Genomic DNA, 12,143 nt, shown 5'->3' on the forward strand with positions numbered 1-12,143 from the left:
TATGACGCCCCGTGATTGGGGTCCCGCCGGACTGGCCGGTAAAATTGACGGTTCACTTGCGCTGGTGCCGTTCCCCTGTCCCGGGGGACGGCACTTGTGCGTTCAGCGAGGGATTGACGCCGCTATGCCCCCCAAGATTCCGGAAACCGTTCTTGCCGCCGTTCGGCGCCGTCCTCTCCTCTGGGCCCTGGCGGCCGTCACGGTGCTGGTGCTGGCTGGTTTGCTGGTGCTGGGCGGCACCATCCAGAAGGGCGGCGGGCAAGGCGGAACCCCGCAGGCCGGTACCGGGCAGTCCGAAACCGGGCAGCCCGCGCATCCAACGGCAGCCGCCCCCGCCGACGATGCAGCCTACCGCCCCGCGTACCACCTCACCCCGGACCAGCACTGGATGAACGATCCGCAGCGGCCCTTTTTCCTCGACGGCCTGTGGCACTACTACTACCTCTACAACGCCGACTACCCGGAAGGGAACGGCACCGAGTGGTTCCACGCCACCAGCACGGACATGGTCCACTGGAAGAACGAAGGGGTGGCCATTCCCAAATTCCGCAACGGCCTGGGCGACATCGAGACCGGCTCCGCTGTGGTGGACACCGAGGGGACCGCCGGGCTCGGCAAGGGGGCCGTGATCGCCGTCCTCACCCAGCAGCACGACGGTGTCCAGCGCCAGTCCCTGTTCTACTCCTCCGACAAGGGCTACAGCTTCCAGGCCTACGGGCAGAATCCGGTGGTGGAGAACCCCGGCGCCGAGCACTGGCGGGACCCGCGGATCGTCCGGGACGAGGCCAACAACCAGTGGCTGATGCTCCTCGCCGAGGGCCATAAGATCGGCTTCTACACGTCCTCGGACCTCAAGCACTGGACCTACGTTTCCGGCTTCGAGCAGGACGGGCTGGGGATCCTGGAGTGCCCGGACTTCTTCCAGTTGGACCTCGACGGCGACCCCGCGAAGCGCACCTGGGTCCTGGCAGCGGGCGCCGACGGGGCCGCGGAGGGGCGCACCACCGGACTGGCCTACTGGACCGGAAGCTTCGACGGAAAGGCCTTTGCTCCAGCGGGCGGCCACCAGTGGCTCGACGGCGGCCCGGACTTCTACGCGGCCGTCACCTGGGACGATCCGCGGCAGGACGACGCACAGCGGAAGGCATCCCGGCATGCCATCGGCTGGATGAACAACTGGGCCTACGCCCGGAACCTCCCCACCAACACCTGGTACGGGTCCGCCTCCGTGGTACGCGACATTCGCCTGGCGTCCGACGGCGGCCGGCCGGCCCTGGTGTCCGCGCCCACCGCCGCCCTCCAGTCACTGGAGGAAGCACCAGTGCAGGTGCCCGCCGGGAGCCTGGGTGGCGGCCTGGCACTCCCGGTTCCGGACAGCGGCGCCTTCAAGGCCGACGTCGAGCTGGACAAGCCGGCCGACGGGACCGGGAAGGCGCGGCTGCTGCTGCAAAGCGGCGGCACCACATACGCCACGGTCGGCTACGATTTTGCGGCCGGCCGGGCGTTCGTGGACCGCGGCGGCGATGCGGCTGCAGGCGGGAGCGGCCTCGCTGGCCGGGCGGACGCCAGCGACGAATACCGGCAGGAGCGCTCGGTGGACGCACGCCCGGCCGGGGATACCGTCCGGCTCACCGTTTACGTGGACCGGTCCTCCGTGGAGGTCTTCGTGGGGGGACAGACCCTGACGTCCCTGGTTTTCCCGCCGGCCGGCAACAAGGAAGCCCGGCTGGTGGCGGACGGCCCCGTATCGCTCAAGGGCGGCACCGTCACGCCACTGGCCGGTATCCGCTAGGCGCCGGCTGCGGCGGTGACGGCCGCCGCGGCTTCCAGCGCCATCCACGCCTGGAGTTGGGTGGAAAGTTCGACGGCGGCGCCCGGCGGATACGTCGCGGCGGCCGGTTGGGCGGCGTGCAGCGAGAAGATGCTCGCGCCTTCCCGCCTGGCCTTTGCCTCGCCGGACCCAACCGCGCGCCGGCCAGCCCAGAACGCTTCGGCCGTGCCCGTCACCAGCCGCGCAGCCGCGGTGCGGGTGGAGGCGGGAAGCCGCTGGTCCGCCGCGGCGAGGGCCAGGTAGCGGCAGAGGATTCCGGTGAAGAGGCCGCCGTCGCCCGTTCCTTCGCAGCGCAGCACGGAGCCGGAACCGGGCCCGGAACTGCCCGCCGGGACGGTCAGCAGCAGCTGCACTGCGTCCACCAGGTCCGCGGCCCGGGCCAGGTTGGCCTCGCCGCCCAGTTCCAGGAGGGCGCCCAGCACCGGGCCCTGGTTGTAGGTGTACACCGCCCGCTCCAGCAACACCTCGCCGGCGGGATTCAGGCGTGCGCCATCGAGGTAGAGGGCCTGGTCCGCGTCAAAGAGCGTGGAGTCCAGCCAGTCCAGCAGCGCCTGGGCCTTGGCGTGCTGGCCGGTGCGGGCATAGAACAGGGCCACCGGCGCCGTGGCGGGGGTGTTCTTGAAGTCCCGTTTCTTGCTCCAGAACGTCCCGCCGCCCAGGTCATCGGTGCAGGCGGCGTCGAACTGGAGTGCCAGCGACGCACGGACCACGGCGTAGCGGCGGCGGCCCGGACGCCGGGTCTCCGCGGCCAGCTGGTCCAGGCGGAGCGTTGCCAGCGCCAGCCACGCCATGTCGTCGTAGTAGCTGTTCACGAAGGTCAGGGCGTTGCGGAGCCTGATCCCCGTGACCAGCCGCGAGGCCAGGTGCCCCGCGCTGGGCCGGCCCGGCCCGTCAAACCGGGCCGCCGGGGTGGCTCCGCCGCCAAGCTCCCGCCGCCCGGTGTCCACCAGGCAGTCAACGTAGTGCGCCTGCCACCAGTAGTGCCAGGGGAGGGCCAGGGACGCGGCGGGCCGCATGCGGCGGAGCGCGGCCGGCCATCGCGGCCCTGGCTGGTTGCCCGGCTCCACCTCCGGCGTTGAGGGGGTGGGCTGACCCGCAGGGTGCCTGCCCTGCCACAGGACTGTGCCCAGGTGCGTGCCGGGCAGGAACAGCAGTTTCCGGCCGAACAGGGAGGTCACCGACCGGGCTGCGTGGTCCGCCCTGTCCTGCCAGGCGGTCAAGGAAGTGCTGCTGGACGTCATGCCGTCCACCCTAACCGTGCCGCCGGCGCCAGGGAGTGCAGGGCGTCAGGGGTGAGTGCGGCGACGCGGGATTTCAGTTAACATGCATTAACTGTTGCTCGGGGCCGCGCCGCGGCATGGGGACACACATCAAGGAGGATGGATGGACATCAAAGGCAGCGTCGCACTGGTGACAGGCGCCGCGTCCGGGCTGGGAGCAGCCACCGCGCAGAGATTGTTCGACGCCGGCGCGTCCGTCGTGCTCGTTGACCTCCCGTCCTCAGGCGGCCAGGCCGTGGCGGACGAACTGAACGGGCGCGCCGCAGCCGGGCAGTCCGCCGTCTTTTCCCCCGCAGACGTGACCAGCGAGGCCGACGTGCGGGCCGCCGTCGGGACCGCCGCGGGGCTGGGCCCGCTCCGGATAGTGGTGAACTGCGCGGGGATCGCCACCCCCGGCAAGGTCCTGGGACGGGACGGGGTGCTGCCCCTGGAAACCTTCAGCAAGGTCATCCAGGTCAACCTGGTCGGAACCTTCAACGTCCTGCGCCTGGCCGCCGAAGCGATCGTGGCCACCGAGCCCGCCGCCACCCCGCTGGGCGGCCCGGAACGCGGCGTCATCATCAACACCGCCTCCGTGGCGGCCTTCGACGGGCAGATCGGCCAGCCCGCGTATTCCGCCTCCAAGGGCGCCGTGGCCGCCATGACGCTGCCGATCGCCAGGGAACTGGCGCGCTCGCTGGTCCGCGTGGTCACCATCGCCCCGGGCATCTTTGAGACCCCCATGATGGCCGGCCTGTCGCAGGAGGCGCAGGACTCGCTCGGCGCCCAGGTTCCGCACCCGTCCCGGCTGGGCAAGCCCGCGGAATACGCCAACCTGGTGGCGCACATCGTGGACAACGCCATGCTGAACGGCGAAACCATCCGCCTGGATGGCGCCATCCGGATGGCACCGAAATGAGCACGCCGGACGTCGCACAACTGCCGGCTGCGGACTTCTTCGCCGTCGAAGCGATGCTTGACCAGGCTGAACGGAACAAACTCGCCCAGCTGCGGGACTTCCTGGCCGCCGAGGTGGCGCCATACGCGGGGGATTGGTGGAACAAGGCCGAATTCCCGGCGCACATCCTGCCCAAGCTTGCCGCCCTCGGGCTCAGCACGCCGGTCCACCGCGGCTACAGCCACCTGTTCGCCGGCCTGGTGATCGCCGAGATCACCCGCGTGGATACCTCCCTGGCCACCTTCTTCCTGGTCCACCACGACCTCTTCGTCGAATCCCTGCACACCTTCGGCACGGAGGACCAGAAGCAGCGGCTGCTGGCCGACGCCTCGGAGCTGCGCACCACGGGCGCCTTCGCGCTCACCGAACCGCTGCACGGCTCGGACGTGGCGGGTGGCCTGGAGACCCGGGCCCGGCGCATCTCCTCCACCACGGGAGAAGCGGACGACGCCGGAGACACCTGGGTGCTCAACGGTGCCAAGCGCTGGATCGGCAACGGGACGTTCTGTGACTACATGCTGGTGTGGGCCCGGGATGAGGCGGACGGCTCGGTGCGTGGCTTCATTGTGGACGCCACGCTGCCGGGGGTCAGCCGGAGCAGGATCGAGAACAAGATTGCCCTGCGCACCGTCCAGAACGCGGACATCCAGTTCCACGACGTCAAGGTTGCCGAGGCGGACCGCTTCGCCGGGATCAGCAGCTTCGAGGACACCAAGGAACTGCTCCGCAGCTCACGGATCATGGTGGCCTGGCAGGCAGTTGGCCAGCAGCTGGCAGCCTTCGACGTCGCCCGGCAGTACGCGGTGGAGCGGCAGCAGTTCGGCCGGCCCTTGGCGCACTTCCAGTTGATCCAGCAGCAGCTGGTGACCATGCTGGGGAATGCCGTGGCCAGCATGTCGATGATGGCCGGACTCGCCAGGCTGCAGGAGCAGGGGGCAGCCAACATGCCGCAGGTGGCCCTTGCCAAGTCCTACCTCAGTGCCCGCATGCGTGAAACCGTGGCCCTGGGCCGCTCCATCCTGGGCGGAAACGGGATTGTCACCGATTACCGGATGGCCAAGATCTTCGCCGACGCCGAGGCCATCTACACGTATGAGGGCTCGTTTGAGGTCAACACCCTGATCGTGGGCCGCGCCATCACCGGAATCTCCGCCATTTCCTAGGCTGGGTACGGCTCCTTCTCGCCCGCTTCCACCCGGATGTCCAGGCTGTTGTTCTTCACGGGCATGGGGCAGGTGCCGTAAGGGGTGAAGGCGCTGGGGTAATTGATGGCCCGGTTGAAGTCCAGTACCACGGACCCGTCCGGCCGCGGCCTGGGGAGGGAGAGTTTGCGCCACTCGTCCGTGGTGTCGCCGTTTGTTTCGTCGTGGAACGTGACGGTCAGGGCGCCGAGCTTTTCTTCCTCCGCCTGGAGCCGGAACTCGTGGCTGCTGCCCGGGAGGCGGAAGACCACCTCGCCGACGCTGCGGTGGACGCCGTCAACCAGCGGGTTCGCGGTGCCGATCGGCACATCCACCGGCGCCGCGTAGGGCTCAAACCTTCCGGTGACCTCCCAGTCGGGGTTGTACGGAAAGGTGGGCACGCCGTCGAATTCCGTAAAGACCGGTGATGCCGCGTCCCGGGTGCGAATCGCATACCGGCCGCCGCGCATGGCCAGCTCCACCACCGCCTGGTTCCCGTCCGGGCCGCCGAACTGCACCCACATCAGTGATTCCTCGTCCGCCAGGACGGCAGATACGGTGCCGTCCACCTTTTCCCCCGTCTCGGTCAGCGTGAGCCCGTCGGCCGGAACCGCGGCGAGGAACGCCGTCGAGCCCGTGGCGTCAGTGGACCACAGGCCGGGGGCCAGCTCGACGGCGGAAGGTGAGTCTTCGAGCCACTGGAAGGACGTGAGGGTGAGCCAGCCGTGCGGCGTTGCCAGGGCTTTGTTGCGGTTGGCGCGGAAGCGCTGCCAGCGCTCGGCCCTGGCGGCGGTGTTGGCTGGGGTGGTGGTCATGGTTCCTTCCGGTTGCGTATGCCTCCGGCTACAACCGGATCACGGGCAGGTTCATTCCGCCGCTGATTCCAGTATCCGGGGTTGAATGGAGGGGTGGACATCCTTGCGGGAGTGAATCGGGAGTGGCTTGCCGCGCTCACCTGGCTGGCGGCCGCCCTTGCCGCCATGGGCGTCCTGGTGTGGCGCCGCCGGCGGCCGGACCTCGCCGCGCCCGCCGCCGTCGGCGTCTTCATGGCAGCCAACGTGGGCGCCGGCATCTACGTCCTGAACCACCTCGCGGACGGGCGGTGGGGCGGCGACGCGCAGGCGAAACTCGCCCCGCCCGCGCTTTCCGGAACCCCCGTGGTGGGCCAGTTCCTGCAGCCGCTCGACGGAGCGATGGCGGGCATGGCCGGCGGGGTCAACGATTTCATCGACTTCCGGGCCGCGCTGCCGGTGGCACTGGACTTCTTCGCGGCCGCCGGCTGGGCGCTGGCCCTCCTGGTGCCGCTGCTGCTCACGGCTGCCGTGGTCCAGGCCGGGAAGGCCCGGCGCCGCACGGCGGAGGCGGCCGCCTGGCAGGGCGAGGTGCAGAACCTACGGGCTGAACTCGACGCCGTCAAACGGCATGTGGGATACCGCGACATGTTGTGAGACGGATTCCACAGAGGCGCGGCACCGGGGGTAGCATCTTTAGCTAGTAACGTGGCTCACAGTATCCAGCGCAGTGTACGAGCCAAGTCCGAATCCCTCGAAAGATTGTTTCAATGGCTCACACTGCAACACCTCCCGAGACCGACCTTGCCTCCGAACTGCGCGCTGATGTCCGGCGCGTGTCCACCCTGCTGGGCGAATCGCTGGTCCGCCAGCACGGACCGGAACTCCTGGACCTCGTGGAGCAGGTACGGCTCCTGACCAAGGAATCCAAGGAAGCGGCGCGCGGCGGTGCCCACGCCACCGGGCCCTGGAGCGCGCACGACGTCGTTGCCCAGGTCCGTGAACTCCTCGGCTCCCTGCCCATCGAGCAGGCAACCGACCTGGTGCGTGCCTTTGCCTTCTACTTCCACCTGGCCAACGCCGCCGAACAGGTCCACCGCGTCCGCGGGCTCCGGACCCGGGCCGAAAAGGACGGCTGGCTGGCCAAAACGGTGGCGGACATCGCCGCGCAGGCCGGCCCGGACGTGCTGCAGGAAGTGGTCAACGGGCTGGACGTGCGACCCATCTTCACCGCCCACCCCACCGAGGCGTCCCGCCGCTCCGTCCTGGACAAGATCCGGAAGCTTTCCGATGTCCTGTCCCAGTCCACTGCCGAAGGGTCCACCGGCAGGCGCCGGCAGGACCGGCAGCTGGCCGAGATCATCGACCAGATGTGGCAGACCGATGAGCTGCGCCAGGTCCGGCCCACCCCCGTGGACGAGGCCCGGAACGCCATCTACTACCTGGGCGGCATCCTCACCGACGCCATGCCGGAAATGCTGTCGGAGCTTTCCGAGCTGCTCGGGGAACATGGCGTCAGCCTCGCCTCCAAGGACGCTCCCATCAGGTTCGGCTCCTGGATCGGCGGTGACCGCGACGGGAACCCGAACGTGACCGCGGCCGTGACCCGCGAGATCCTGCAGATCCAGAACCAGAGCGCCATCCGGATCAGCATCGGCATGATCGACGAACTGATTTCCATCCTCTCCAACTCCACCTCCCTGGCGGGCGCTGACCAGGCACTCCTCGAGTCCATTGATGAGGACCTGGGCAAGCTGCCGGGCCTGGACAAGCGGGTCCTGGAACTCAATGCCCAGGAGCCGTACCGGCTGAAGCTCACCTGCATCAAGGCCAAGCTCATCAATACGGGCAAGCGCGTGGCCGCCAACTCCAACCACGAGCACGGCCGCGACTACAGCGGGACCGAGGAACTCCTGGCCGACCTGCACCTGCTGGAGCTCTCGCTCCGCAACCACTCCGCGGCCCTGGCCGCGGACGGCTCCCTGGCCCGCGTCCGCCGCGCCATCGCCTCCTTCGGCCTGCACCTGGCCACCCTGGATATCCGTGAACACGCGGACCACCACCATGACGCCGTCGGCCAGCTGATGGACCGGATCGGCGGCCCCGGGCTGCGCTACGCCGAGCTAAGCCGGGAGGAACGCTTCGAGGTGCTCGGGTCCGAGCTGGCTTCCCGCCGCCCGCTGTCCGGCCACCCGATCAAGCTGGACGGCGCCGCCGACGGCACGTACGACGTCTTCCGCGAGATCCGCCGCGCCCTGCGCATGTACGGCCCGGACGTCATCGAAACCTACATCATCTCCATGACCCGCGGCGCGGACGACGTCCTGGCCGCCGCAGTGCTGGCCCGCGAAGCCGGCCTGATCAACCTCTTCGGCGACAAGCCCTACGCCAAGCTCGGCTTCGCGCCGCTGCTGGAGACCGTGGAAGAGCTGCGGGCCTCCGCCGAGATCGTCGACCAGCTCCTGTCCGACCCCTCCTACCGGGAACTGGTGCGGCTGCGCGGGGACATCCAGGAAGTCATGCTGGGCTACTCGGACTCCAACAAGGAATCCGGCGTGATGACCAGCCAGTGGGAGATCCACAAAACCCAGCGCAAGCTGCGGGACGTGGCCGCCAAGCACGGCGTCCGCGTCCGCCTGTTCCACGGCCGCGGCGGTTCCGTGGGCCGCGGCGGCGGCCCCACCTACGACGCGATCCTGGCCCAGCCCAACGGTGTCCTGGAAGGCGAGATCAAGTTCACCGAACAGGGCGAGGTCATCTCGGACAAGTACTCCCTGCCGGAGCTGGCCCGCGAAAACCTTGAGCTGTCCCTGGCAGCCGTGCTGCAGGGTTCGGCCCTGCACCGGGACCCGCGTACCTCCGAGGACCAGCGCGAGCGCTACGGGCACGTCATGGAAGCCATCTCCGATGCCGCTTTTGACCGGTACCGGAAGCTGATCGACCACCCGGACCTGCCCGCCTACTTCATGGCCTCCACCCCGGTGGAGCAGCTGGGCTCCCTGAACATCGGGTCCCGCCCGTCCAAGCGGCCGGATTCCGGCGCCGGGCTGGGCGGCCTGCGCGCCATCCCGTGGGTGTTCGGCTGGACCCAGTCGCGGCAGATCGTGCCCGGCTGGTTCGGCGTGGGCTCGGGACTGAAGGCAGCCCGCGAAGCCGGCCACTCAGCGCAGCTGGTGGAAATGATGGACCACTGGAACTTCTTCCGCTCCGTGCTGTCCAACGTGGAGATGACGCTCGCCAAGACGGACATGGACATCGCCGGCTACTATGTGGCAACCCTGGTTCCGGAGGAGCTGCACCACCTGTTCCGGACCATCCGCGAAGAGTACGAGCTCACCGTGGCCGAGGTCCAGAAGCTGACCGGCGAGAGCCTGCTTCTGGATGCCCAGCCCACGCTGAAGCGGTCTCTGGAGATCCGCGACCAGTACCTGGATCCCATCAGCTACCTCCAGGTGGAACTCCTGCGCCGCATCCGCACCGAGGGCGGGATCAGCGGGGCCGAGCTCGACGAACGCCTCCAGCGGGCCATGCTGATCACCGTCAACGGGGTGGCGGCCGGCCTCCGCAACACCGGCTAATCCCTCCTGCAACCGGGGGTTTGGATAGGGTTGGGAACATGCCTTCCTTCCAGACCCGCCTCAAGATCACCGGGCTCCGGCCGGGAAATCCGCCCGAGTCCGTCATGGACGCGGCCGTGGAGGCGCTGGGCACCCGGCACCACGTGGAGGCCCACCAGCTGCAGATCGCCGGCGGGGTGCCGCAGCTGAACCTGCGCTTCCTCGTGGAGGCGAGCGAGTACAGCGGCGAGAACCGCCAGGCGGTGGAATCGGCAGCCATGATGCGCGACGCCGTCGAACGTGTTGCGCTGACAGGTCCACTCAGCGTGCTGCGGCGCAGCCGCGGCAAGTGGCTGCCCGTCTAGCCTGCGTCGGGGAGGGGCTCGTCCTCCACCGGGGACCGGTCGCCGCGGCGGCGGGTGACCAGGATGCCCACGACGGCGCCGATCACCAGGCCGACGGCCACGCCAATCAGGGAGCTGGCCCAGAACGGCAGCCTGGTGGTTGAGCCGGTGAAGTACCCCAGGCCCACGAGCCAGCAGGCCCACAGGACGGCGCCCAAGCCCGCGCACAGGCTGAAACCGCGCACCGAGACATTGGCCACGCCGGACGCCGCCGCCGTGGCAAGCCGGCCGCCCGGGATGAACCTGGCCCCGATGATGGTGCCGTAGGTTGAGGAACGCCCGGCTTTGGCCAGCGCCGCATGGATGCCGCTGTGGACCCGCCGGCCCCACCGCCAGCGGTCCAGCACGTGGCTCAGCCGCCGGCGGAACAGGTTGAACACCACCATGTCGCCCAGCCATGACGCCACGGCGGCGAGCACCAGCACCAGGAACACATTGGCCCGGCCCTCCGCGGACAGCGCACCGCCGGTGATCACCAGCATCTCGGACGGGATGGGCGGAAAAATGGCATCGCCGACCACTACGGGGATGACCCAGAAGTAGAGGGCCGCCCCCCAGCTGTCAACGCTGCCGAAGTCCATTGCCACAAGGTACCGCACTTGGGAAACTGGCGGCATGCGGATCTCGGTCCTGCAGGGAGACATTACGCAGCGGAGGGTGGACGCGGTGGTGAACGCCGCGAATTCCTCGCTGCTCGGCGGCGGGGGAGTTGACGGTGCCCTGCACCGGGCCGCCGGGCCGGAACTGCTTGAGGCGTGCCGGGAACTGCGCGCCGCCGGGCTGCCGCACGGCCTGCAGACCGGCGCCGCCGTGGCAACGCCGGCCTTCCGGCTGCCGGCCCGCTGGGTCATCCACACGGTGGGACCCAACCGGCATGCGGGGCAGACGAACCCGGCGCTCCTGGTGTCCTGCTTCAGTGAGAGCCTGCGTGTGGCTGAAAGCCTGGATGTCCGGGAGCTGGCCTTCCCCGCTGTGGGCGCCGGGGCTTACGGGTGGAGCGCTGGGGCCGTTGCCGCCGCGGCGCTGGAAGCGCTCACCGGTTTCCAGGCCGCCCATCCGGCCGGCAGGCTGGAGCTGGTGGAGTTCGTGCTGCGCACCGCCGAGGTGGAGGCGGTGTTCAGGGACGTCCTCGCGGTTTAGGCCCGGGCCTGGACCGCTTCGCTGAGTTCCAGGCTGCTGCGGTACTCCACGGGCTTTCCCGAAACCGGGTCAACGAACCGGATGCCGCGGGCCAGGAGCTGGAGCGGCCTGGCGTAATCGTCGGGGGCCTTGTCCAGCAGGTCCGGGTAGAAGGCGTCATTCACGATCCCCAGCCCCAAGGAGGCCATGTGCACGCGCAGTTGATGGGTCTTGCCGGTGTGCGGTTCCAGCCGGTACCTCGCCAGACGTCTGGCACCCGCGGCGCCCACGGCACCTTCCCGTGTCCCGCCGTCGAACGTTTCCAGCCGCTCAATCCTGGTTTCCGCGTTCGGCTCGCCGTCGACGACCTCGGCCAGCAGGTAGCTGCGGGACTTGGTCATCCTGTTGCGGACCACCACGGGGAAGTCGACAGCGGGGTGCCCCGGCGCGGGCGCGGCGGCGGAGACGCACTCGTACTCCTTCTGCACCTGCCGCTTTTCGAACAGCACCTGGTACTTCCCGCGCGTCTGCGGGTTGGTGGAGAACAGCAGGACGCCGGCGGTCATCCGGTCCAGCCGGTGCATGGGGATCAGGTCCGGAAGCTCCAGCTGGTTCCGGAGGCGCACCAGCGCGGATTCCTGGATGTAGGTGCCGCCCGGCGTGGTGGGCAGGAAGTGCGGTTTGTCCACCACCAGCAGGTGCTCGTCCCGGTACAGGATGCTGATCTCCACGGGCAGCCGCTTCTCGGGCGGCAGCGTCCGGTAATACCAGATGAAGGTGTGGTCCTCGAGCCTGGTGTGCCGGGTCAGGGGCACGCCGCCCTCGCCAACGATCTCGCCGGCGTCGAACCTGTCCTCGATGCCCTGCGGATCGATGTGGCCCCAGCGGTGCATCATGTAGTCCATCGCGGTGTCCCACGGGCCCTCGTCCGGGAGGCGCAGGCGGGTGGCGTTGACGCCGTCGCGCACGGGGAGGGGGGATTGCATCACCTGTCCATCCTACCGGCGCGCTGCATGGCACCTCCCGTCATGCCGACGATAAAA

11 protein-coding genes are annotated in these 12,143 nt (G+C 69.2%); 7 read left to right on the forward strand and 4 right to left on the reverse strand.

Going from position 1 to position 12,143, the window contains the following annotated elements; genetic code table 11:
* Window positions 1-124: 124 nt before the first annotated feature.
* Window positions 125-1,792, forward strand: a complete 1,668-nt coding sequence (locus ACFVTD_RS12700; RefSeq protein ID WP_387563229.1) for a glycoside hydrolase family 32 protein — start codon at window positions 125-127, stop codon at window positions 1,790-1,792.
* On the opposite strand, the gene ACFVTD_RS12705 is transcribed toward ACFVTD_RS12700, so the two are convergent.
* On the reverse strand, window positions 1,789-3,072 hold the full coding sequence (locus ACFVTD_RS12705) for a glycoside hydrolase family 76 protein (RefSeq protein ID WP_387563232.1): 1,284 nt from the start codon (window positions 3,070-3,072) through the stop codon (window positions 1,789-1,791). The two genes, ACFVTD_RS12700 and ACFVTD_RS12705, sit on opposite strands and share 4 nt — an antisense overlap.
* A 142-nt stretch (window positions 3,073-3,214) precedes the next feature.
* Here ACFVTD_RS12705 and ACFVTD_RS12710 point away from each other — a divergent pair, with 142 nt between their 5' ends.
* Window positions 3,215-4,009, forward strand: a complete 795-nt coding sequence (locus ACFVTD_RS12710) for an SDR family NAD(P)-dependent oxidoreductase (protein ID WP_387563235.1) — start codon at window positions 3,215-3,217, stop codon at window positions 4,007-4,009.
* A complete protein-coding gene (locus ACFVTD_RS12715; RefSeq protein ID WP_387563238.1) occupies window positions 4,006-5,211 on the forward strand; it encodes an acyl-CoA dehydrogenase family protein in 1,206 nt (401 codons plus the stop codon). The genes ACFVTD_RS12710 and ACFVTD_RS12715 overlap by 4 nt, the downstream gene beginning before the upstream one ends.
* Here ACFVTD_RS12715 and ACFVTD_RS12720 read toward each other — a convergent pair.
* Window positions 5,208-6,044, reverse strand: coding sequence for a DUF1684 domain-containing protein (locus ACFVTD_RS12720; RefSeq protein WP_387563241.1), 837 nt, complete (start codon window positions 6,042-6,044; stop codon window positions 5,208-5,210). The two genes, ACFVTD_RS12715 and ACFVTD_RS12720, sit on opposite strands and share 4 nt — an antisense overlap.
* 111 nt (window positions 6,045-6,155) lie before the next feature.
* On the opposite strand from ACFVTD_RS12720, the gene ACFVTD_RS12725 reads away from it, so the two are divergent.
* The 3 genes from ACFVTD_RS12725 (at window position 6,156) to ACFVTD_RS12735 (ending at window position 9,942) form a co-directional block, all read left to right on the forward strand.
* Window positions 6,156-6,677, forward strand: coding sequence for a hypothetical protein (locus ACFVTD_RS12725; protein WP_387563244.1), 522 nt, complete (start codon window positions 6,156-6,158; stop codon window positions 6,675-6,677).
* A 113-nt stretch (window positions 6,678-6,790) separates the two neighbouring features.
* Entirely contained in the window at window positions 6,791-9,598 is a 2,808-nt protein-coding gene (ppc, locus tag ACFVTD_RS12730; RefSeq protein ID WP_387563247.1) for a phosphoenolpyruvate carboxylase, read from the forward strand.
* A gap of 38 nt (window positions 9,599-9,636) precedes the next feature.
* Window positions 9,637-9,942, forward strand: a complete 306-nt coding sequence (locus ACFVTD_RS12735; RefSeq protein WP_043449019.1) for a hypothetical protein — start codon at window positions 9,637-9,639, stop codon at window positions 9,940-9,942.
* On the opposite strand, the gene ACFVTD_RS12740 is transcribed toward ACFVTD_RS12735, so the two are convergent.
* Window positions 9,939-10,562: a DedA family protein gene (locus ACFVTD_RS12740; protein WP_387563250.1), complete on the reverse strand. Its 624-nt coding sequence runs from the start codon at window positions 10,560-10,562 to the stop codon at window positions 9,939-9,941. The two genes, ACFVTD_RS12735 and ACFVTD_RS12740, sit on opposite strands and share 4 nt — an antisense overlap.
* Window positions 10,563-10,596: 34 nt before the next feature.
* On the opposite strand from ACFVTD_RS12740, the gene ACFVTD_RS12745 reads away from it, so the two are divergent.
* Entirely contained in the window at window positions 10,597-11,121 is a 525-nt protein-coding gene (locus tag ACFVTD_RS12745) for an O-acetyl-ADP-ribose deacetylase (protein WP_387563253.1), read from the forward strand.
* On the opposite strand, the gene ACFVTD_RS12750 is transcribed toward ACFVTD_RS12745, so the two are convergent.
* A complete protein-coding gene (locus ACFVTD_RS12750; protein WP_387563599.1) occupies window positions 11,118-12,086 on the reverse strand; it encodes an RluA family pseudouridine synthase in 969 nt (322 codons plus the stop codon). The two genes, ACFVTD_RS12745 and ACFVTD_RS12750, sit on opposite strands and share 4 nt — an antisense overlap.
* Window positions 12,087-12,143: the final 57 nt, after the last annotated feature.

The sequence above is a fragment of the Pseudarthrobacter sp. NPDC058119 genome (assembly GCF_042884655.1).
In the GTDB taxonomy this organism is placed as follows: Bacteria; Actinomycetota; Actinomycetes; order Actinomycetales; family Micrococcaceae; genus Arthrobacter.

Coding starts and splice junctions, on each gene's coding strand:
- ACFVTD_RS12700 (WP_387563229.1), top strand. CDS start 125: ATGCCCCCCAAGATTCCGGAAACCGTTCTTGCCGCCGTTCGGCGCCGT.
- ACFVTD_RS12705 (WP_387563232.1), bottom strand. CDS start 3,072: ATGACGTCCAGCAGCACTTCCTTGACCGCCTGGCAGGACAGGGCGGAC.
- ACFVTD_RS12710 (WP_387563235.1), top strand. CDS start 3,215: ATGGACATCAAAGGCAGCGTCGCACTGGTGACAGGCGCCGCGTCCGGG.
- ACFVTD_RS12715 (WP_387563238.1), top strand. CDS start 4,006: ATGAGCACGCCGGACGTCGCACAACTGCCGGCTGCGGACTTCTTCGCC.
- ACFVTD_RS12720 (WP_387563241.1), bottom strand. CDS start 6,044: ATGACCACCACCCCAGCCAACACCGCCGCCAGGGCCGAGCGCTGGCAG.
- ppc (WP_387563247.1), top strand. CDS start 6,791: ATGGCTCACACTGCAACACCTCCCGAGACCGACCTTGCCTCCGAACTG.
- ACFVTD_RS12735 (WP_043449019.1), top strand. CDS start 9,637: ATGCCTTCCTTCCAGACCCGCCTCAAGATCACCGGGCTCCGGCCGGGA.
- ACFVTD_RS12740 (WP_387563250.1), bottom strand. CDS start 10,562: ATGGACTTCGGCAGCGTTGACAGCTGGGGGGCGGCCCTCTACTTCTGG.
- ACFVTD_RS12745 (WP_387563253.1), top strand. CDS start 10,597: ATGCGGATCTCGGTCCTGCAGGGAGACATTACGCAGCGGAGGGTGGAC.
- ACFVTD_RS12750 (WP_387563599.1), bottom strand. CDS start 12,086: ATGCAATCCCCCCTCCCCGTGCGCGACGGCGTCAACGCCACCCGCCTG.